Here is a 19941-nt window from a genome sequence, read left to right as displayed (position 1 = left end):
GCCCCGGCAGCGACGAAGTTCAATGCCGCAGCCCATCTGGCACGTCTGAACTCAGTCTCAGAGGATGGGGTTTCTCCAGGCAGGGATGCACACCTTCGCCGGAGAGAGGTCGCGATGTACGACCAGCAGTGGCAGCCGTATACGCCCGTTGATTCCGTTCCTCCGCCCCTGGCGCAGACCCGGGCCTTCCCGCAGGTTCCGCCTGCGCCGCCGCCGGCGTGGCCTTATCCGGCGCCGGACTCGCCCGGTTTCGGGTGGGCCGGTCAGCCTGCCGCCGGGAGTGCGCTCGCGGTCACCCTGCGGTACTCGCCGCTGGCCCTCCTGCTCGGACTCTTCACCCCGGTCCTCGCGGTCGACGGTCAGCAGGTGCGAGCCGGCTGGAAGCGGCCGATCGTGGTGCCGCTCGCGCCCGGCCGGCACCACGTGCACGTTCATGTGCCGTACCTTCTGCCCCGCCGGATCGGCAAGGCCGACCTCGACGTCACGGTGCTGCCGGGGCAGACCACTCCGCTGGAGTACCGGGCGCCGACGATCGCCTACCTGCGCGGGGCGCTCGGCGCGCCGCCGCAGAAGTACCCCGGCACGGCCGCCACGATCGTTCTGCTGATCTTCACGGTGCTGCTCGCGTTCTGCGCGGTCGGCAACGCGATCGTCGCCGCCTCCGCCGAGACCCGGTCCGTCCCCAGCTGGACACCCACGCCGGTGCGGACCATTCCCAGCCTGCCGCCGCTGTCCGGTTCCGGTTCCGGCTCTGGTTCCGGCTCGTCAGCTGATTCGCGGCCGGAACTGCGGGACGGGGCCACCGCCCGAAAGGTCGCCGGGCCCTCGTTCGGCGCCGCCGAGAAGACCGCGACGATGCGGTTCCCGGGCTGGCCGTTCGCCTTCCGCACCCCGGCGACCTGGGGCTGCCTCGGCGCCAAGGTGGACCTCGCGGACGCCAAGGCCTACATCTGCGCCGACGCGACCAACCCCAGCAGCGACAAGCGGGTCGGCGTGCTGCTGCGCGCCTGCGCACCGCCCTGCGACGAGGAACAGACCGCCCGGTTGACGACCGAGTGGTTCAGCGCCGAGCCGGAATCCGTCGACGCCACCACGAATCTCCTGGAGGCGGCCGAGGACGGCGGGTACCAGATGGAGATGGACCACTTCTTCGGCGGTCCGCCCCTGAAGTGGCAGGTGGGAGTGGCCGGGACGGCGCCGGCGAAGTCCCGTGCCGAGGTCCAGAAGATCGCCAACGACATCCTGACCCAGACGTCGTGACATGTCGTCTCCGTTCGGTACCGACGACTGGGTCGACGATTGGCAGGCCGGGCTGGAGGAACGGCTCGCCCGTACCCGGGCCCTGGCCGGGAAACTGCACGCGCTCACCGGAACCGGGACGGCCGGCGGTGACCTGGTGGTCGTCGCCGTCGACAGCTCCGGCTCGCTGACCGGCCTCCACCTGTCCGAGGACGTGCGCCGGCACTCCGCGCGGTGGATCGCCGAGCAGGTGCTGGCCGCCTCCGAGGCGGCGCGCGCCGATCTCGCGCGGCGGGCTGCCGAGGTGGCACGGCAGAACGGCGACGACGAGACCGCCGAGGGCCGGGTGCTGCTCACCGCGTTCACCGACCGGCTGACCGCGCCTCCTGCCTCGCGCCTCGCGACGAAAGCGGACCCCTCGCGATGAGAACGGAGCCCTCGCGATGAGAACGGAGCCCTCGCGATGAGAACGGAGCCCTCGCGATGAGAGCGGACCCGGCGGAACTGCGTCGGCACGCCTCGTGTCTCGACGCGGCGACCGAGGCGCTGGAGCGCGCCCGTGATGCCGGAGATGACACCGGCATCACGCCGGACGCCTACGGTCATCTCTGCGTCGTCGTGCCTGCTCTTCTCGACCAGGCACGGGTGCCGCTCGTCGCGGCGATCGGGGCGGCGGCCCGGGCTGCCGGCAGCAGCGCCGACGCGGTACGGCGGGCCGCCGGGCAGTATCAGCTCGCCGACGAGACGGCCGCCGACGGCCTGTGGCAGGCCGGTGGGTTCCGATGACGTCCGCGGTCGCGGGTATCGGCATCGCGGAGGACATCGAACTGATCGCCGGCAGCGTCCGGAGCGGCAACTGGATCGACGGCACGCTCGGCGTCACCGGCGCCGGGCTGGAAGCACTCGCCTACGTCGCCGACCCGGCCGGCATGCTGCTCCAATCCGGGACTGCCTGGCTGCTCGAGCACGTGCGGCCCCTCAGCGCGGCTCTCGATCAGCTGGCGGGTGACCCCGTACCCATCGAATCAAGCGCACGGACCTGGCGGGAGGTAGCCGAAGGCCTGCGGCAGCAGGCCGAGGAGATCGGCTGGTCGGTTCGTCATGACCTGTCCGAGTGGGACGGCGCGGCGGCCGAGGCATACCGCGCGCGGTCCGGCGGCGAGCAGCGCGCCACGTTCGCGCTGGCCGCCGCCGCCGAGACGATGGCCGCGCTGATCGAGGGCGCGGGCATGCTGATCGCCGCGGTCCGCCTCCTGATCCGCGACGCGATCGCGTTCCTGGTGTCGAGGCTGGTGGTGTACGCGGCCGAAGCGGCGTTCTCCCTCGGTCTGGCGACGCCGCTGGTGGTCGGCCAGGTGACCGCGGCGATCAGCTCGTGGGGCGCCCGCATCGCCGGCTTTCTGCGGGGTCTGCTGCGCAGCTTGCGCAACCTGGTCCCGCTCACCCGCTCCCTCACCGACCACATCGGCGAGGCGGCCGCGGTGTTCACCCGAGCCCGAGCAGGTGACCCTGGGGCCGAGACCCTCAACCGGGTGCGCAAGCTCGGCGAAGGCCCGTCCCAGCCCTACAAGATGCGTTCGGTACGCCAGATCGCCGCGAAATACGGCATCGACATCTCCGATCTGCGGATCGAACTCGGCAGACCGACATTCCGCGGCGCGTGTGGTCAAACCCTGCCCAACGGCACCATCAAGCTCTACATGCAAGGTTTCCGCAGTGAAGAGGACCTGGCCCGAACACTTGTCCACGAGAGGTTCCACCGTGACGAACTCGCGGCCGGCAAACCGTATCCCCGCGACGACGCCGAGTTCGACGCCTTCGAGGACAGGGCGTACGCACACGAGGACGAATGGTGGGAGAATCAGCCGATCCGACCCGAGCCGAGAGCCCGATGATGGCGACATACGATCAATGGCTGGACGCTTACAGCGACGCCTACGACATGACTCCGGGGCCGATCGACGTCGCCTGTCCCAACTGCGGGCAGCAGTGCCTGCGGCTCGTCTTCACCGGCCTGCCCGACCGCGATGTCGGGCGCGCCCATTTCTGGTGCGACAACTGTCTTCAGGGCATCGGAATTTCTCGCACGCTCGTTCCCGAGCATGCGCTCGTCCAAGACAGTCGCCTGCCACGGGACGAGCGCGAGCCGAAGATCCCGAACTTCCAGATCGCGAGCTGAGGGACACGACCGGTTCGGCCGACGGCGTCGACCGGACCCTCTTCGCCCAGGTCGCCGTGTCGATCCTGCGGAGAGACACCCGCTCCGGCGAACCACCGAAAACCGCGCACGCCCACTACCACTGAACCCGCGCCCCCGCGGCGGGGTTTCTCCGATGGGGACAGCCACCGGAGAAGAGGGCGCACCATGTCGATCGCGCGCACCGGCAGGTCGCGATGAGCGTCAACCCGCTCGTCGTGGAGAGCCAGGACTCGACGACCTGGCACACCGGGCTGGGCCTGGTCGGGGACGTCGCCGACATCGCCGAGGGCATCCGCGACAACAGCTGGGTGGACCCGGTCCTCGGCGGCGTCGGCGCCGGCCTGGATCTGCTCACGCTCGCCATCGACCCGCTCGGCGGCCTCATGGCCTGGGGCGTCTCCTGGCTGATGGAACACGTCCAGCCACTCAAGGAAGCCCTCGACCACCTCGCCGGCAACGCCGACCAGGTCGCCGCACACGCCGCCACCTGGTCCAACGTCAGCGCCTTCACCCATCAGGCCGGCCAGGACTACACCCACCACCTCAGTACCGGCGTATCCGGCTGGTCCGGCGCGGCCGGCGATGCCTACCGCGCCCACGCCCGCCAGCACCTGGCGAACCTGGACGGCCTCTCCACCGCCACCCGCGGCATCGCCTACGCCGTGGAGGGCGCCGGCCTGATCGTCGCGCTGGTCCGAGGCATCGTCCGCGACCTCATCGCCGAGTTCGTCGCCACTCTCGCCGTCCGCCTGCCGCAATGGCTCGCCATGGAGGGACTCACCCTCGGCATCGCCAGCCCCGCAGTGGCGAGCCAGGTGTCCGCGCTGGTACTCGAATGGTCCAACCGCATCCAGCGCTTCATCCGAGGCCTCTTGAACAGCCTCCGTCGCCTCCACCCCATGCTGGACAAGCTGGCCGGCCACCTCATCGGCCTGACCACTCGGGCACACACGCAGTCCCGCGCCCACCCACTGCGTACCGGGCCGAGCGAGTTCCGCGCGGACTTTCCTCGTGGTTCCGACTTCGTCAACGACGGCGACGAGATCTCCGAGCGAGCCGCAGAGGCGTACCGGCGTATCCGGCACAGCCCCGAGGACACTCCCCGTGTCGCCGCCAACACCGGCCTGGACCCCGGTGTCATCGAGGGGATGCGGCAGAATCTCTTCGTCCAGCAGCATGATGTCGCCCTCGGTCCCAACCGGGTCGAGCGCGGATACTTCACTCCTGACGAGCGCACTGCCGCCCTCTGGGAGGGAGCCGTGAAGGGCACTCTGGATGCCGACGATCTGACGGCATTCCGCAGCCTCGCCGCCCATGAGTACGTCGAACACCGCCTCATGGAGGCAGGCCTTCCCTACCGCTCCGCACATCCGGACGCCTTTGACGCCGACGGAGACCGCATCATGAGCCGGGACCATCCCGGTGCACACGAGCTCGCGCCCAACGCCTGGCGAGCTGACAAACCACTCCAGCATTGGCGCGTGTTCGGCATCGACAGTTCCGGAATCCGGATGGCCGACGACCTCTCTAATCTGGACGCCATCGTCGAAACAGTTCTGCGAGGATTGAGCCGATGACTCCTGACCAAGCTGTGCGGGCGATGGCCACCCGTCTGAACGCCGTCGACTGGGAACGGCGTGGTGACAAGGCATGGTCGAAGGCCGCCCTGGTGAAAGAGTATTTCCGCCGGGCGGCACGCTGGTCAGCCGCGTACGAATGCGATGCTCGCGGGCCGTTCTTCGACATCGCCGCCTGCGTCGACCCGACCATCCGCGCGGACCAGCAGGTGGTTGACGAAGTGGTGGAGAAGATCGCCCTCGGCGGCGGCGGGTGGAACGTCAAGCAGTTGACCCCGTTCATCCTGCACTGGGCCGCACTGCGCGCGACTCCGGGCATCGTGTGGTCGCCGGAGCTGGAGGACCCCTTCGAGCCGCTGATTCTGCTGTTCGAGCGGGGCGGCGCTTTCCACACTGAGAACGGCGAGGTCAACCTCGAGTGGAAGTCGGTCTCGATGGCGGGCTGGCGGAAGCGGGCGACCGACGCCCCGATGCCGAGCTTGGCGCCGGACGCCCTTGATCAGATCGACCGCAGTGGTTCGACGGCGCAGTTCGGCTACGTGATCGGACCGCTGGATTAGCGTTATTTGCGGAGGGCTGAGCCGCTCACGACTGGCTCACCCGCGCCGATGAAGAAGATGCCCGGGAAGCCGTTCGTCTCGAACACCGCGCTCGGGTTCTTGCGCAGCGTCGAATTGCGTACGGTCATCGTCCCCGTGCGGTTGTTGCTGACGAAGAAGACGGCGCCCCCGCCCTCGGCCGCCGTGTTCTTCTCGATCACCGTGCCGTCCAGGGTCAGCGCGATCGCGTCGCCGTCCATGTAGATGGCGCCGCCGCTGCCACCTCCGGGGGTGCCCTCACGTGCCGGGTTCGCGCCCTTCCCGACCGCCTTGTTGCCGGAGAAATAGCTGTTCAGCACGATCCAGGACACTCCGATGCTGCTCAGCGCCGAGCCGTTCGAGCACCGGCCTCCGGTGAACGTGCTGCCGACCACGTAGACCGGCTGGTCACCGCCCTGGTCGAAGACGCGCAGCGCCGCGCCGCCGAGGTCCGGCCCGGTCCGGGCGCACCGGTTCGCGGTGAATCGGGAGTTGACCACCTTGACGTGTCCGCCGCGCACGTAGACCGCGCCGCCGCCCTCGTCGTCCGCGCTGTTTCCCTTGGTGAACGCCATGTTCTGGATCGTCAGGCGGGGCGCGTCGATGTCGTTGCAGGGACCGCTGACCGATCCTTGCGCGTCGTCGCAGGTGTTCATGTAGAGGATGCGGCGTTGGCCGGCCCCGCTGAGCGTGACCTTTCCGCCGCCGTCGAGGACCACCTTGGAGCTGGAGTTGCGCACTTTCGCCGTCGCGCTCATCGTGATCGTCACGGGCGCGGGTCCACAGTCGAACGTGATGACGCCGCCGGCCGCGACCGCTTTCACCACCGCGGCGGAGGTGCAGCTCTCCGGGGTGCCGTCACCGACCGTACGCGTGGGGTTGCTGGTGTCGGCCGCCTTGGCCGCCGCCGGAACGGAAGCGCGCCCCTTCGGGTTGCCGGGTTTCGGAAGCTTCGAAGCCGAAGCCGACGCCGTGGCAGACGCTGACGCGGAGGTGGACGCGGACGCCGACGCGGAGGACGACGGGGGGATCGAGGCCGACGCGGAGGGCGCCGCCGAGGGCGACGCGGAGGGCGCGGCGATCGAGGGTACGGGCAGACCCGTCACCCGCCCCACGGAGCCACCACTCTGACACGCGCTCAGCAGACCGGCACTGATCAGCGCTGCGACGACCCCTCGAATTCGCACCGCCCGATGGTACGGACGTCACCGACCTGCGCAAAGGCCGTCGCCACGCTTGTCCGGGTTTCAGCCACCCTGGTGAAGCTTGCGCCAGAGGAATTCCAGCGTCAGCGCCTCCCGGGTGGCGGCCTGCTCGTTGTCCGCGGCCGCGCCGTGCCCGCCCTCCACGTTCTCGTACAGCCACGCGTCGTATCCGTGGTCGCGCAGCAGCGCGAGCATCTTCCGCGCGTGCCCGGGATGCACACGGTCGTCGCGGGTCGAGGTGAGGAACAGGACCGGAGGGTACGGGCGATCGGGCCGGACGTTCTGATAGGGCGAATACTCCCGCAGGAACTCCCAGTCACCGGGGACGTCGGGATCCCCGTACTCGGCGATCCAGGATTTTCCGGCCAGCAGTTTCGTGTAGCGGCGCATGTCGAGCAGCGGCACCGCCGCGACCACCGCGCCGAACAACTCCGGACAACGGGTCAGCATGACGCCCATCAGCAGCCCGCCGTTGCTGCCCCCGGTGATGCCGAGTTGCGCGGGCGTGGTGATGCCGCGGTCCACCAGGTCCCGGGCGACGGCCGCGAAGTCCTCGTAGGCCCGGGTCCGGTTCTCCCGCAGCGCGGCCTGATGCCACGCCGGGCCGTATTCGCCGCCGCCCCGGATGTTCGCGAGGACGTAGGTGCCGCCACGGGCCAGCCAGCCCCGCCCGCGCACACCGCCGTAGTCCGGGGTTCTGGAGATCTCGAAACCGCCGTACCCGGTGAGCAGCGCCGGCCCGCAGCCGTCGCCGCCGACCACGAAGTACGGCACCCGGGTCCCGTCCGCCGAGACAGCGAAATGCTGCCGGACCGCCAGGCCGTCCGTGTCGAAGAAGGCCGGCTCCCGCTTGAGGACCGTGCTCGCGCCGAGCCGCAGCGACGCCGGTTGCAGGAAACCTTCCGAGGCGATCAGGTACGAGTCCGAGCTCTCCGGCTCGGTGTCCACGATCCACGTGTTGTCGAACTCGCCGGCCGTGGCGAGCGGCTCCCGCTTCCACGACGGCGAGCCCGGAGTCAGGATCTCGATCCGTGTCTTGACGTCGGCCATCGTGGCGAGCAGCAGGTGGTTGCGCGTCCACGCGTAGGAGCTCAGCGACGTCCGCTCGTCGGGCTGGAACAGCACGGTGAAGTCGCGCCGGCCCGCCAGGAAGTCGTCGAAGCTCGTGACGATCAGCGCGCCGGCCGGGAACCGCAGCCACGGCGACCGGAGGCGGATCAGCATCCACTCCCGGTGCACGTCGAAGTCGGCGTCCTCGGGTATCTCGATCCGGACCAGCGTCCCGTCCGGTAGACGCAGGTGGTACCGGGTGCGGAAGAACTCGACGCGCTGGACGACGAAGTCCCGCTCGAAACCCGGCGCCGGGTCATGGGACGCGCTGATCAGGACGTCGTCGTGCTGCCCTTCGAAGACCGTCTCGGCCTCGGACAGCGGGGTGCCGCGCCGCCACCGCTTGACGATCCGCGCGTACCCGGACGAGGTCAGCGAGCCGGCGCCGAAATCGGTCGCCACGAAGATGTGGTCGGCGTCGATCCAGTCGACGTCGGATTTCGCCTCCGGCAGCGCGAACCCGTCCTTGACGAACGCCCGGGCGACCAGGTCGAACTCGCGGACCACCACCGCGTCGGAACCGCCTCGGGCCAGCGAGATCAGGCACCTGTCGTACCCGGGCCGCAGCACTGTGGCGCCGCCCCACGTCCAGTTGGCGCCCTCGGCCGCGTTCAGCGCGTCGAGGTCCAGCAGCACGTCCCACTCCGGCTCGTCCTGCCGGAACTGCTCGGGCGTGGTCCGCCGCCACAGCCCGCGCGGATGGTCGGCGTCCCGCCAGAAGTCGTAGTAGAACCCGTCCCCGCGCCAGGCCGGGAACGAGATCCGCTCCGTGCTGTCCAGCACCTCCCGGGCAGCGTCCCGCAGCCGCGCGAACTCCGCGTCGGCCAGCGCCGCGAGCGTCTCCGCGTTCCGCTCCGAGACCCACCGAAGAGCCTCCGGCGAATCAAGATCTTCAAGCCACGGGTACGGGTCGATCACCGCTCGACGATGCCACCTTCCGTGTCCGTTGCCAAGGATCCGGCCTCATCGCTTGGCTACTCGCAGGACCTCCTCGACCGTCATGGGGCTGCGCGGGTGATGGGTCAGGGACAGCGGGGTCCGGATCTTCGCGGGCGCCGCTCCTTCCGCGGCCAGGTAGAACTCGCCCACGGTCAGCCGGGAGACATCCGGGACGTCGCCGCCCTTGGCCTTCGCCATCTCCCGGGCCGCCTCGATCTGGATCGGACTGTTCAGCAAGCCGTAGAGCTGGGTCGCCGCGTTGCCGGGGATCCGGTTGTGCAGGCCTTTCGGGGCCTGGGTCGCGAAGATCAGCCCGAGGCCGTACTTGCGGGCCTGCGCCGCCAGCGCCAGGGTGCTCTGGGTGCAGGCCGTCATGCCTCCGGACGGAGCGAAGGTCTGCGCCTCGTCCATGATCAGCAAACCCAGGAGGGGCCGGTCGCCGGCCGGATTCTTCTTGATCCAGGCGAACAGGGCCATCTGGAGCTGGTTGACGAAGCTCTGGCGCACGTCGTCGGAGGGCAGCCCGATCAGGCTGACGACCGACACCCGGGCGCGCTTACCGGCTGCCGGCGTGAGCAGGGTGCCCGGGTCCATCGGTGTGCCCTCACCGCCGAACAGCGGGTCGTTGACCATGGCGGCGGTGAGCGTCTGCGCGAGGCCGAGCGCGATCTTGTCGGCGCCGTCCAGGTCGATGATGCCGTCGGGCAGGTCGGACAGAGTGTCGATCAGGCCCTTGAGCCCGGTGCCACCGCGACGGCCGTAGTGCTCCACCGCCTTGCGCAACACGGCAAGACCGAGATGTGCCTTGGCGGCACGCCCGGACACCATCGCCCGGGGTGCCAGCGAGGCGACGGCCGCCTCGACCGCCTCGGCGAACTCGTCCGGATCGTCCAGCACGCCACGGAAGTCCGGGAGCGGCTGGAAGCTGAGCGGACGGCCGGCCACCCGCCGCGGCGTCCACACGACGACGTCCGTCGTGGCCAGGTACTCCGCCGACTTGGCAGCGTCACCCGGGCGCCACTGCGCCGGCGGTTCCGGCCAGCCCTGACCGAGCCGGGCCAGATCGTTGTTCGGATCGAGGACGATGCTGGAGACGCCCCGCAGGGCACACTCCTCGACGATCCGGCGGATCAGCACGGTCTTGCCGGAGCCGGAACCCGCGAAGATCGTCGCGTGTTTGCGGAGCGACTCCAGGTGGAGCGTCATCGGGTCGCCGGAGTCGTAGCCGTACCCGATGGTGAAGGTCCCCTCGGGCGACGTCGCCGGCATCGCCGACGCAGCCGGCACAGGCTGGGGCGCAGCCGGCACGGGCCGGGGCGCCGCCTCCGGCTCCGGCTCGGCGGCGGGCTCGGCGGCGGGCTCGGCGGCGGGCTCGGCATGCCCGCTCCCGGTGGCGGCGTCGGACAGGGCGTGCTGGATCAGCCGCACGTCCTTCGTGGGCCGGCGATCGGCGAGCCACGCCTGCAGGTCGATGCTCTCCTCGGCCAGCATCACGCGAAGCGCGGACAGCACCCGCACGTCCTCGCTGTCCAGTTCCAGCACCCGGCCACCCGCCGCCTCGAACGCGTCGACGGCTTTCCGTGTCGCCGCCCCGGACCAGCCGCCGTTGCGGAGCAGGAACAGCTTGCGTTTGGTGATCTGCTGGTCCAGCCCGGTCGCCATGGAAGCCTTGCGGATCCGGGAGAGCGCGGCGTTGCCGTGATGCTCGTGGCTGATCGCCCGGAAACACCAGTGGACCTGGTCCTCGGTGCTCTCGTCGAGGGTCAGCCGGAGCCGGGCGTGCAGCGGTGGATTCGTACTCGGCGGAGGGTCGACGGAGAACGCCTCGCCGGCGTCACCGCGTTCCAGGATCCACGCGGTCAGCCCGGCGGCGAGCAGGCCCGGCACGAGACTGTCCTCTCCGGACTTCGCCAGCGGGCCGACGACGTCGGCGTCCCGTTTCAGTTCCGCGAAACGGGTGTCGAACCGGTCGAGCTCGTCGACGGTGACCACCGGCGCGATCGGCCGCGGCGCATGCGGCTCGGTGGCCGGCGGCGCGCCGAGACGGCCCAGCTCCAGAACCACGTCCTCGGCGATGCACCGGCGGATATGCGTGTCGATCTCGATGAGCAGTTGCCGCGGTGTGTAGTCGCCCGCGGAGGCGAACGCCTGCGGCAGAATCGGCCAGGACGGGTACGGCGGGGTGAACCCGATGTCCGCGTACCGCACGGTGAAGCGCTTCTCGATGATGGCCCGGCCGAGGTCGTCGTCCTTGATGACTTCCAGTGTCGGCGCCAGGCGGAACCGGTCGCCGACCGTGTCGGTGGCCATGGCCCGGATGGTCGCCCAGGAGTCCGGGATGCAGGCGACCACCGTGAACGTCCGCCGGGTCACCTGGCGCAGCGCCATCAGGCCTTCGGCGATCTGGCTGAGCAGGTAGGCCTGCTCCGGGCTGATCCGGACGGCCTTCTGCAGATCGGCGCCCGCGGCGATCGAGCTCTGCGCGATGAGGGTGTCGATCTGGTCGATGGCGATCACCGAGGGGCCGGTCAGCGCCAGGAGCCAGGACAGGTCCTGCACGATCAGCTGCGGGCGTCGCGGGGCTCGGCGCATGCCCCACGCCGCGCGTTCGCCGGGTTCGGACTCCTCCCCGGAGAGGAAGTAGTTCTCCGCCAGGTCACGATGGCCGAGATCCTCGGAGGCGCTGAGGGCCAGCGCGCGGGCGGTGTCCTGGCTCGCGCGGGCGACCTGCCGGTCGAACTCACCGAGCCCTTCGATGAACGCGTCCAGAGACGGACGGGTGAGCTCGGTCTCCCCCATCACGGCCCGCCGCGCCGTGCGCGGCGCGCCGACCATCGCGGACAGCCGTCGCAGCAGCTGCACCAGCTGCGTCTGCTGGCTGCCGGGAACCGGGCGGGACAGGCCGTCCAGCATGGCGGCCAGCACGCTGTCCCAGAATCCCGCGCCGTCGAGGAGTCCGGCCAGGAAGAAGTAGCCGCCCTGCTCCTGCACCTGCTGCCGGACCCAGCCGAGCAGGTGCGTCTTGCCGGAACCACGCTGTCCCTGGATCACCAGTCCGATCGGGCTGCCGCCGTCGCTGGTCCGGGCGTCGGCCACCCCGTCGAGCACGTCACGGATCACTGCCGGGTGCAGGCCGTCGACGTGGAACGGCATCGGCCGCCAGACGTCGTCCGGGACCGGCGCCCAGTTGAATCTCAGCGCGGCGAGCGCGGCGCGTTCCTGCTCGTCCATCACACACCGATCGACAGCACGTGCTTGTCCTGCCCGCCGATGTGCAGGGCGGCGGCATGATCCGCGTCGGTCAGCACCTTCTGATTCGACTGGGGCGCGAGCGTGACGCCGGGCTCCCGGCTCACCCGGCTCAGGGCGTCGTCCAGGGCGGCCCGGGAGACGTCGCCGAAGAACGGCCGCAGCCGGGTGAGACTGACCCAGCCGCCGGGCTCGTCCGTGAGCGCTTGGTACGCGTTCACGATGCGCGTCCGCAGCACTTGATCCTGATCCGGAGCGACCGCCGAGTCGCGCACGTCGCCTGGCACGTCGCCTCGCACGTCGCCTCGTACGTCGTTGAGGGCGAAAAGCTCGGCGAAGGACGTGCATCCGCTGCGGTCCAGCACGCGACTCCGCAGGCCGCTGAGCAGGGCGGTCAGTGCCGCAGCCTGGGCGGTGGCGCCGTTCGACCGGAAGTTGAGCTGGTCCTGGACGTGCACCCAGCCCTTGTCACCGAGCTCCAGCGCGAAGGTGCGCCCGCTCTTCCGGCTGACCGCGTAACCCTTCCGGCCCAGCTTGTCCCGGGCCGGCTTGCGCACGTCGAGGCCGTACGTCTCGCGGAGCTCGGTATTGAGGACCTCGCGTGCCTCCGCCATGAGAACGATCAGAATGGCGTTCTCCGAGGGCGTGAGTTCGTCACCAGCCATGGTCAGTTTCCTTCCGCTGTGTCGCGCCGCCGGCCCCGAATATAGGTGCCGATCTGATGCACCACGGCGCCCACGTCGTGGACGACACGTGCATTGGTGAACCGGAGGACGGCGTAGCCGTCGAGTTGCAACTGGACGTCGCGCTGCCGGTCGGCCTCGAAGCGCACCGGATGGCAGTGCTCCGGCCCGTCCAGCTCCACCACGCACCGCTCGCGCGGCCAGCAGAGATCCAGCCGTATCGGGGCGCTGAGCGCGTTCGACTGATAGGTCTGGTTCCACCGGCGGCCGGTGGCCCAGCTCTCGGCGGCGAGCGCTGCCTCCAGAGCCGCCTCCACCGCGCTGGCCGGGTGCGGCCTGCCGAGGACGACCGGCTCCGGCTCACCGACCGGGCCGTCCACAGTCACCACCGGGACGCGTTCCACGTCGACCGGCGAGTCGCTGAGCAGCCAGATCCCGGCCCGGGCGTGGAGGGCGAGCCAGTCACCGCCGGCCAGCATCGCATCGCGCTCCACCGGGGTGAGGCCCGCGGCGGGCGACACGAGCAGCACACATCGGTCCCGGCCGAAGCTCTCGGCGATCAGGCGGGCGAGCTGGCCGGCGCGGGCCCGGGCCGGAAGCCGGCTCTCCGCCCGGTGCCCGGTGACCGCGAGAAGGGCCAGGTCGCGCAGGAACGGCCGGCTGTAGTGCGCCCGAACCGCCCGGGCCTCGGCGATCATCCGGATGGCGGCCACACCACCGAGATCGGTCCGGTTGATGTCGGATGCCTCGGGCAGCCATGCGGGAAGCAGCTCGGCGGCGACTCGTTCCAGGTCGTCCAGCAGCGCGGCGACGAACGCGGCGGGGGTCTTCCCGCCGGAGCCCGCGCTCGTCACCACCGCCGCCAGGTCAGCGCCGTGCTCGGCGACGGCACGGGCGACCCGTCCAGCATCCGCACCGCGAACCTGGACGACACGATCGACGGGAATGCCCGCCAGCTGGGATCTCAGTCGATCACCCGCAGGTCGTGGACGAGTTCGGAGCGAACCACCGGCGGGAGCACGCCTCGTCCTGAATCCGGATCCCGTGCTGCGGCGGCACGGGTGCGGCGGGAGGTGCGCTCCAAGACGTCACCGCGCCACCTTAGACCGATACTCTTCCCGCCATGCAGCCCGTCTCGAAGCTGGAACGCCGGGTGATCACCGCCGCCGAGCAGGCCCTGACGCACCAGCATCAGGTGAGCCTGATCGACGTGCTGACCGGGCTCGGATGGGTGTCCCACCGGCAGGTGGAAGTCTGGCAGCAGGGCCGCGTGCCGGACCTGGAGTCGCTGACCGCCGTGTCGGCCGACCGGATCACCGACGCGCTGGAGGTGTTCCACCGCTGGGTGACCAGCCGGGGGCTGCGTCCCAGCGAGGTCGGCTACCTGTCCGCCACCCGCGACCGGCGTCCGCTGCGCTTCACCGCCGCCGGCCGGCCCGAGCAGGAGCTGGCGTTCCGCACCCATTGGATGCCCGCCGACCTGCCGGAACGCCAGCGGGAACGGCTCACCGCCAAGCAGAGCAAAGCCCTCGATCTGGTGGTGGTGCAGCCGCTGAAGGACTTCACCTGCACCGGCTGCGGCCAGACCGGCGCCGACATGCTGACCATGGAGGACGCCGGGCCGCTCTGCCTGACCTGCGCCGACCTCGACCACCTGGTCTTCCTGCCGGCCGGCAACGTGGCGCTGACCCGCCGTGCCAAGAAGAACAGCGGGCTCTCCGCCGTGGTGGTGCGCTTCAGCCGCTCCCGCCGACGCCACGAACGACAGGGCCTGCTTGTCGAACAGGCCGCCGTCGAGGAGGCCGAACGGGAATGTCTGTCCGACGAGGACGCCCGGGCCCGCCGCCGTGAGCGCGACCGGGAACGCCGCGAGGTCGCTGACGAGTCGTTCCAGCAGGAGCTCGCCGAAGCAATCGCCCGGCTGTTCCCCGGCTGCCCGCCCGCCCGAGCCACAGCGATCAGCCGGCACACCGGCGTCCGGGGCAGCGGCCGGGTCGGGCGCAGCGCCGCGGGCCGGGCACTGGACCCGGAGGCGGTGACGCGCGCGGTGGTGGCCTCGATCCGGCACAAGGACACGGACTATGACGAGTTGCTGATGTCGGGGGTCCCCCGGGAGGAGGCCCGCGACCGCATCCGCGCCGACATCGACCTCGTCCTGGACCGCTGGCGCCACCAGCGGTAACCGGGCGATTCGCGCAACCGGGCCGGCCGGACGGCGCGCCGTACGCCACCATGAGCGATTGCACGAAGCGGCCCGCCACGTCGTACCCTCAAGCGCTCCTCCGCAATGAAGGGATGCCCGGTGACTCACGCGTGGAAGAAGGCCGGTGCTCGCACCGCCTCGGTCGCGGTCCTGCTCGCCGGCCTGGTCGGCGGTGTCTATCTAGGACAGCAGCGCGAGACGCCCGCGCCCGTCGCGCTCGCCCAGGCCGAGATCAGTGACATGCAGCTGCTCAAGGAACGGCAGAACGAGCACACCGCGGCCCGCGCGATGCGGCACCAGGCGGAGAACGAGGCTGCCGGCAAAGCGGCCACCGAGGCGAAACGGGCCGCCAAGCAGGCGCGCACCCTGGAGACCAAGCGGATCGCGAAGAAGAAGGCGGAAGCCGAGGCGAACGCCGGGCCGGTCGCCTTCAACGGGCCGATCCCGGGATCCTGCAGGGAGTTCAGCGGCAGCCGGGCGATCGGCTGCACGCTGATGCTCGACGCCGGCTTCGGGATCGCCGAGTTCCCCTGCCTCAACCAGCTCTGGAACAAGGAGAGCGGTTGGAACTACAAGGCGGAGAACCGCAGCTCGGGCGCCTACGGCATCCCCCAGGCCCTGCCCGGCAGCAAGATGGCCTCGGTTGGCTCCGATTGGAAGAGCAACCCCGCAACCCAGATCAAATGGGGCCTGGGGTACGTCAAGGGCCGTTACCAGTCACCGTGCGGCGCCTGGACCTACTTCCAGAACAACGGGCACTACTGATCGGCGAGGCAGGCCGGCCATCTCCACCCGGGTGAATCATCCCGCCGGGGTGACGCGCCGGTGGGCGCCCACGGGATGGACTTGTCCATGCCCGCGACCCGGCACCCGACGAAACTCCCCTCCCGGACGTCATGGTGGATCGCTGCCCTGTTCGCCGCCGGGTCGGCCTGTTTCCTCGTCGCCCCGATCCCGGCTTTCGCGCGGCTCGTCGGTCCGGGCGTTGACGGCCTGGTCTTCTTCGTGGGGTCGCTCCTGTTCACCACGGCGGCCGGCCTGCAGTGGCTGGAGACGATCAACTCCGGCCGCGAGCCCGGCCACCGGCTGAGGCTGCTGACCTTCGAGCCGCGCCGGATCGGCTGGTGGAGCAGCGGCGTGCAACTCCTCGGGACGCTGTTCTTCAACGCGACAACGTTCCGGGCCCTGCGGGTCGGGCTGGAATCCCCCGATTACGACCGCCTGGTGTGGCGGCCGGACGCGCTCGGCTCGATCTGCTTCCTGATCTCCGGGTACCTGGCATACGTCCAGGTCACCGGGCATCCGCTGGGCCGGCCGCGCCGGACGCTGGAGTCGGCGATCGCCACCGTGAACCTGCTCGGCTGCCTGGCGTTCGGGGCCTCAGCCGTGGCGTCGTACGTCGTACCCTCGGTGGGCGACGAGCGCAGCACGGCGGTGGTGAACAGCTGCACGGCGCTGGGGGCGTTGTGCTTCCTGATCGGCGCGCTGCTGCTGTTCCCGGAGAGGGCCCGCAAGCCTCGGCCGGAGTAACCGTCGCGTCCGGCCCGCCCGGTGCATCGATCAAATACGATCACTGCCGGGGGCTTACACATGGTGGACCAGCGAACGGCCAACCAGGGCGACGATCCGGCTGACCTGTCGGCGCGAACCAGAGCGCTGGCCGAATACCGGAGTCGCGGGCCGATCGGGTACCGGCTCGTCATGCTCGGCAAGGCGATCGTCGCGCTCGCCTCGGTGCCGCTGGTATGGCTGCTGCTCGCCACGCTGACCGGCTTCTATCCGGGAACCGGCACGCCGTGGGCGGGTAGCGAGGCGCCGGCGACCGCCCAGGTGGGCGACTGCCGGCGCGTCGGACCGGTGAGCGTGAACGGCTTCGGCAACTGGTGGGAGTGCCAGGTCGAGGTCGCGCTGGAGGACGGACGCACGTTCCACACGGTCGTCTTCAACTCGATGGTCACCCCCGCCGACGCCGGCCGCCCGGTGGAGTTCCGCGCGGCCTGCGACGGCGACTCACTGGACTGCGCGGTCGGCCGGCCCGCCCCGCTGATCTTCGCCGTGCTGCTCGCGCTGCTCCACCTGGCCCAGATCGCGTTCATCATCGTATTGATCGGCACCACGGCCTTCTACCTGCTCGACGCGGTGGTCGGCCCACACCGCTACTTCGCCATCGTCGACTGGGCAACCAAGAAGAAGATGACGCCCTAACTCTCCAGGACGTCCGACCCAGCTCGGCCACGCTCAGCGCCGGGGGCGATCTGGACGATCAGGTCGGCGACGATGTCCGCGGCATTGCGAGCCGCTGCGGCCTGGAAGTCATCGGCCTTTTCCACTCCCCAGTCAGAGATGCCCTTGACGATGATCCAATCGCTCTTCACCTGGCTGGCAGCGGCGTAGAGACCGGTCGCCTCCATCTCCCCCGCGATTGCCTCCTCGTCGAGGGCACGCAATCTGGCGCGCTCTTCCGCGCTGTTGACCAGGGTGTTGAGCGAGAGGACCGGGCCGAAGTGAACCGCCGGCTGCCGAGCGTGACCCAGAACGCGTGCATGGCTCAAGAGGTCGCTCGACGTTTCCGGGCGAGGGCCGCGAGTGATCTCGTACTGAGAACCATCGGCGCGGGTGGTCACCTTGCGATGCTCCACGGCGCGCAACTGAGTGGCGACCACGACATCACCGATGTCCTGTTTTCCACCGTCGAGCTCACGGGAATCCAAGCCGTAACAGACACCGGTCAGGACCAGGAATACCGGATCTAGGTTCTTGACGAGGTTGTCGACGGTCCACGGCATCGAGCCGGCCCCCACTGTCCCCTGCTCACTCTGTGCCATGACGATACGAGCCCCGCCAAGAACTCCGAGCTGGGTCACGGCCTTGCCACCCACCTTGCCGGTCGCCGGAACGAGGCCGGGTGAGCGCGCGACGAAGGCGTCCCGGACGGCTTTGGACTCGGCCTCGTTGACGACGAGAATTGCCACGGCGGGCTGAGCCGCCATCCGCTTGATGGCGTCGTACATCAGATCTCTCCGTGCGCGTCGGTACCGGAGACGCTGGCGCGTTGCCATGAAGACGCAGATCACCATCACCGGAACAGCGACCATGACCAGCAATCCCAACAGCTGTGCTTGCCAGGTCACCGACTCCGGGAATTGGAAAAAGACGTACTCGATGATCCAGCGCAGTGCCCACGGGTAGCTGAGCTGTCGATCATCACAGCCGGGAGTCGAACATGCCTGACGCTCTAACGAGGCGACGACCTGCGCGGAAACCAGCACACAGAGGGTCGTGGCCACGAGCATGAGCCGGACGATGCTCAACGGCCGGACGGCCTCGTGATCTGGTCTCTTGAAGTCTGTCCTGGCACCGATGACGAACCAGTCAGTCCGCGGAATCCGTTGAAGCGAAGGCAGAGATCCAAGAGCATCCCGGGCATCGCGTCCGGCGAAACTCTGGACACGAACGCCGAGGCATTCGGAACCGAATGCCGGGTCCTCGGGCAACATCGCGTCCGTCAGCGCCGACACTCGCCGGAATGCCTCCGCGCTGAGCCGGTCCACATCGGCGGGTTCGAGGGCATGACCGAAGGCTATGGTCCAGCAGTGTCCCCGTAGCTCATTGCCAATGATCTCGTTGTCGGTCGTATTCGCGCTCCCCGACCGGATGAGTTCCCCGGCGAGCCGGATCACGGAGACTGTCATGTCGCCGGCCAACACTGTCAGGCCTGCCAGGATCAGCACCAGCGCGGTGAGTGCGTTCGCTCTGTGGAGGAGAACCAGTGGAACCGCCACCAACATGGCGATCAATACCGGGGCCACCGGCAGTATGAACTGCCAAGCACGGGCCAGCCAGGCGATCGCCCGCACATCCCGTGGCAGAACTCGCATCGCCGCGTTCCACTCGGACATCCGGGCGATCGGCGGCTCGATGACGGCGAACGCGTCCGCCGATCCGATCAGCCGCCCTTCCCTGGCTGCCAGGAACAGAAGCACGGGGAGCGGCGGTCTGGCCCGGAAGAATCCCAGCCCACGGGGCCGGAGCGAGTCGCACGCCTGCTTCGCCTCAGGTGTCCGCGGAACGCGCCTCAGCCACGAACGGCATTCACCGGGAGTCAAGGTCAAATTCGCTCCGGGTGGCAACTCTACTTGCACAAGTGTCGAGAATAGAGGAACCACGGAAGGGGATGACTCGTGGATTTCACCTGGGGAGTGCTCAGTTCGCTGACCGCGAGCCTGCTGGTGGCGGGGGTCGCATGGTTTGGATCACGAAGGCTTCGCGGAAGGCTGATCAATTGGCTCTCACGGCTGACCGGTGCCGGCGTCACTCGGACCTATCCCAAGCAGTCATTGGCGAATGCGGCACTCGCCGATGACTTGCAGAATGCGAAATGGGTTCGCATATTTACCAGCCGCGGCAACGAACTCACTCGTGACAGCTTCGCTGACCTGTGGAGCCGACGATCCGGGCGAGTGCCTGTCAAGATCCTGCTCCCCGACCCAAGCACCAGCGTCGAAGGGAGCTGGCTGGACCATCGCGAACGTGAGGTGAGCGAGCACGACGCCGCCTTCCGTGCCGGCTTACTCGGCCGCCAGGTCAAGGCCAACGTGGATTATCTCCTGGCTCACTGCGGTGATCGGGCCGAGGTGGAGCTCAGGCTCTACGACTTTCCGCACCTCGCACGCATGATCGCGACTGACCGGATCGCCTACCTGACCACTTACTCGCCGCGGGAGCACGGCCGCAACTCCCCCTGCACCGTATTCCAGAACCCCAGCCCGATGTACGACTTTTGCCTACGCATCTTCGACCTTGCCTGGTCACGGGCGAGCGTCTCGGACACCACGGAGAAGCTCTGACATTCCAAGCAGTGCGGCATCTGGCCGCGACGGCGCTTCAATCACAGCGTGCCGATCAGGCGTTCGCCGACCGGCGGGGTGTCGCCGCAACGGGCCCCTGGCTTGAAACCG

The 19941-nt window shown here is 69.5% G+C and carries 19 protein-coding genes; 13 read left to right on the top strand and 6 right to left on the bottom strand.

Translation table 11 applies throughout. The features are described 5' to 3' along the window. Positions 1–114: 114 nt before the first annotated feature. The 7 genes from AB0F72_RS38735 to AB0F72_RS38705 all read left to right on the top strand — a co-directional run bounded on the left by AB0F72_RS38735 (position 115) and on the right by AB0F72_RS38705 (position 5576). Positions 115–1260 (top strand): hypothetical protein, encoded by a 1146-nt coding sequence (locus AB0F72_RS38735; RefSeq protein WP_360443015.1) that lies wholly within the window; start codon positions 115–117, stop codon positions 1258–1260. 1 nt (position 1261) lies between these two features. After that, entirely contained in the window at positions 1262–1666 is a 405-nt protein-coding gene (locus AB0F72_RS38730; RefSeq protein ID WP_360443012.1) for a YbaB/EbfC family nucleoid-associated protein, read from the top strand. Positions 1667–1722: 56 nt separating this feature from the next. Beyond that, positions 1723–2025: a type VII secretion target gene (locus AB0F72_RS38725; protein WP_360443009.1), complete on the top strand. Its 303-nt coding sequence runs from the start codon at positions 1723–1725 to the stop codon at positions 2023–2025. Further along, entirely contained in the window at positions 2022–3134 is a 1113-nt protein-coding gene (locus AB0F72_RS38720) for a hypothetical protein (protein ID WP_360443006.1), read from the top strand. Before AB0F72_RS38725 ends, AB0F72_RS38720 begins: the two co-directional genes overlap by 4 nt. Beyond that, positions 3131–3418, top strand: a complete 288-nt coding sequence (locus AB0F72_RS38715) for a hypothetical protein (protein ID WP_360443003.1) — start codon at positions 3131–3133, stop codon at positions 3416–3418. Before AB0F72_RS38720 ends, AB0F72_RS38715 begins: the two co-directional genes overlap by 4 nt. A gap of 215 nt (positions 3419–3633) precedes the next feature. After that, positions 3634–5016: a hypothetical protein gene (locus AB0F72_RS38710; RefSeq protein WP_360443000.1), complete on the top strand. Its 1383-nt coding sequence runs from the start codon at positions 3634–3636 to the stop codon at positions 5014–5016. Positions 5017–5039: 23 nt separating this feature from the next. Next, a complete protein-coding gene (locus AB0F72_RS38705; protein ID WP_360442997.1) occupies positions 5040–5576 on the top strand; it encodes a hypothetical protein in 537 nt (178 codons plus the stop codon). Positions 5577–5578: 2 nt separating this feature from the next. On the opposite strand, the gene AB0F72_RS38700 is transcribed toward AB0F72_RS38705, so the two are convergent. Further along, complete coding sequence (locus AB0F72_RS38700; protein ID WP_360442994.1) at positions 5579–6364, bottom strand: hypothetical protein; 786 nt, start codon at positions 6362–6364, stop codon at positions 5579–5581. 25 nt (positions 6365–6389) lie between these two features. Here AB0F72_RS38700 and AB0F72_RS38695 point away from each other — a divergent pair, with 25 nt between their 5' ends. Next, positions 6390–6725 carry a hypothetical protein gene (locus AB0F72_RS38695; RefSeq protein WP_360442991.1) on the top strand — a complete coding sequence of 112 codons (336 nt, stop codon included), beginning with the start codon at positions 6390–6392 and terminating at the stop codon, positions 6723–6725. 116 nt (positions 6726–6841) lie between these two features. Here AB0F72_RS38695 and AB0F72_RS38690 read toward each other — a convergent pair whose 3' ends face one another. The 4 genes from AB0F72_RS38690 to AB0F72_RS38675 are packed head-to-tail and all read right to left on the bottom strand — an operon-like array spanning position 6842 to position 13637. Further along, positions 6842–8827, bottom strand: a complete 1986-nt coding sequence (locus AB0F72_RS38690; RefSeq protein ID WP_360442988.1) for a prolyl oligopeptidase family serine peptidase — start codon at positions 8825–8827, stop codon at positions 6842–6844. 45 nt (positions 8828–8872) lie between these two features. Continuing rightward, positions 8873–12079 carry a DUF87 domain-containing protein gene (locus tag AB0F72_RS38685; protein ID WP_360442985.1) on the bottom strand — a complete coding sequence of 1069 codons (3207 nt, stop codon included), beginning with the start codon at positions 12077–12079 and terminating at the stop codon, positions 8873–8875. Next, a complete protein-coding gene (locus AB0F72_RS38680; protein ID WP_360442982.1) occupies positions 12079–12762 on the bottom strand; it encodes a hypothetical protein in 684 nt (227 codons plus the stop codon). Before AB0F72_RS38680 ends, AB0F72_RS38685 begins: the two co-directional genes overlap by 1 nt. A 2-nt stretch (positions 12763–12764) precedes the next feature. Then, a complete protein-coding gene (locus tag AB0F72_RS38675) occupies positions 12765–13637 on the bottom strand; it encodes a DUF559 domain-containing protein (RefSeq protein ID WP_360442979.1) in 873 nt (290 codons plus the stop codon). A 266-nt stretch (positions 13638–13903) separates the two neighbouring features. On the opposite strand from AB0F72_RS38675, the gene AB0F72_RS38670 reads away from it, so the two are divergent. The 4 genes from AB0F72_RS38670 (at position 13904) to AB0F72_RS38655 (ending at position 17188) form a co-directional block, all read left to right on the top strand. Beyond that, positions 13904–14962 (top strand): DUF2293 domain-containing protein, encoded by a 1059-nt coding sequence (locus AB0F72_RS38670; protein WP_360442976.1) that lies wholly within the window; start codon positions 13904–13906, stop codon positions 14960–14962. 120 nt (positions 14963–15082) lie between these two features. After that, positions 15083–15748 (top strand): lytic transglycosylase domain-containing protein, encoded by a 666-nt coding sequence (locus AB0F72_RS38665; RefSeq protein ID WP_360442973.1) that lies wholly within the window; start codon positions 15083–15085, stop codon positions 15746–15748. A gap of 87 nt (positions 15749–15835) precedes the next feature. Then, the gene (locus AB0F72_RS38660; protein WP_360442970.1) at positions 15836–16513 is read left to right on the top strand and encodes a hypothetical protein; all 678 of its coding nucleotides are present in this window, start codon (positions 15836–15838) and stop codon (positions 16511–16513) included. Between the two features lie 60 nt (positions 16514–16573). Next, on the top strand, positions 16574–17188 hold the full coding sequence (locus AB0F72_RS38655) for a DUF6346 domain-containing protein (protein ID WP_360442967.1): 615 nt from the start codon (positions 16574–16576) through the stop codon (positions 17186–17188). Here the strand turns inward: AB0F72_RS38655 and AB0F72_RS38650 are convergent. After that, complete coding sequence (locus AB0F72_RS38650) at positions 17185–18966, bottom strand: hypothetical protein (protein ID WP_360442964.1); 1782 nt, start codon at positions 18964–18966, stop codon at positions 17185–17187. The two genes, AB0F72_RS38655 and AB0F72_RS38650, sit on opposite strands and share 4 nt — an antisense overlap. 198 nt (positions 18967–19164) lie before the next feature. On the opposite strand from AB0F72_RS38650, the gene AB0F72_RS38645 reads away from it, so the two are divergent. After that, positions 19165–19830, top strand: a complete 666-nt coding sequence (locus AB0F72_RS38645) for a hypothetical protein (RefSeq protein ID WP_360442961.1) — start codon at positions 19165–19167, stop codon at positions 19828–19830. Positions 19831–19941: the final 111 nt, after the last annotated feature.

It is taken from the genome of Actinoplanes sp. NPDC023936 (assembly GCF_040639325.1).
Classification (GTDB): domain Bacteria; phylum Actinomycetota; class Actinomycetes; order Mycobacteriales; family Micromonosporaceae; genus Actinoplanes.
Note: the sequence above shows the minus strand (reverse complement) of the source record. Positions and strands in the feature narration are given on the sequence as shown.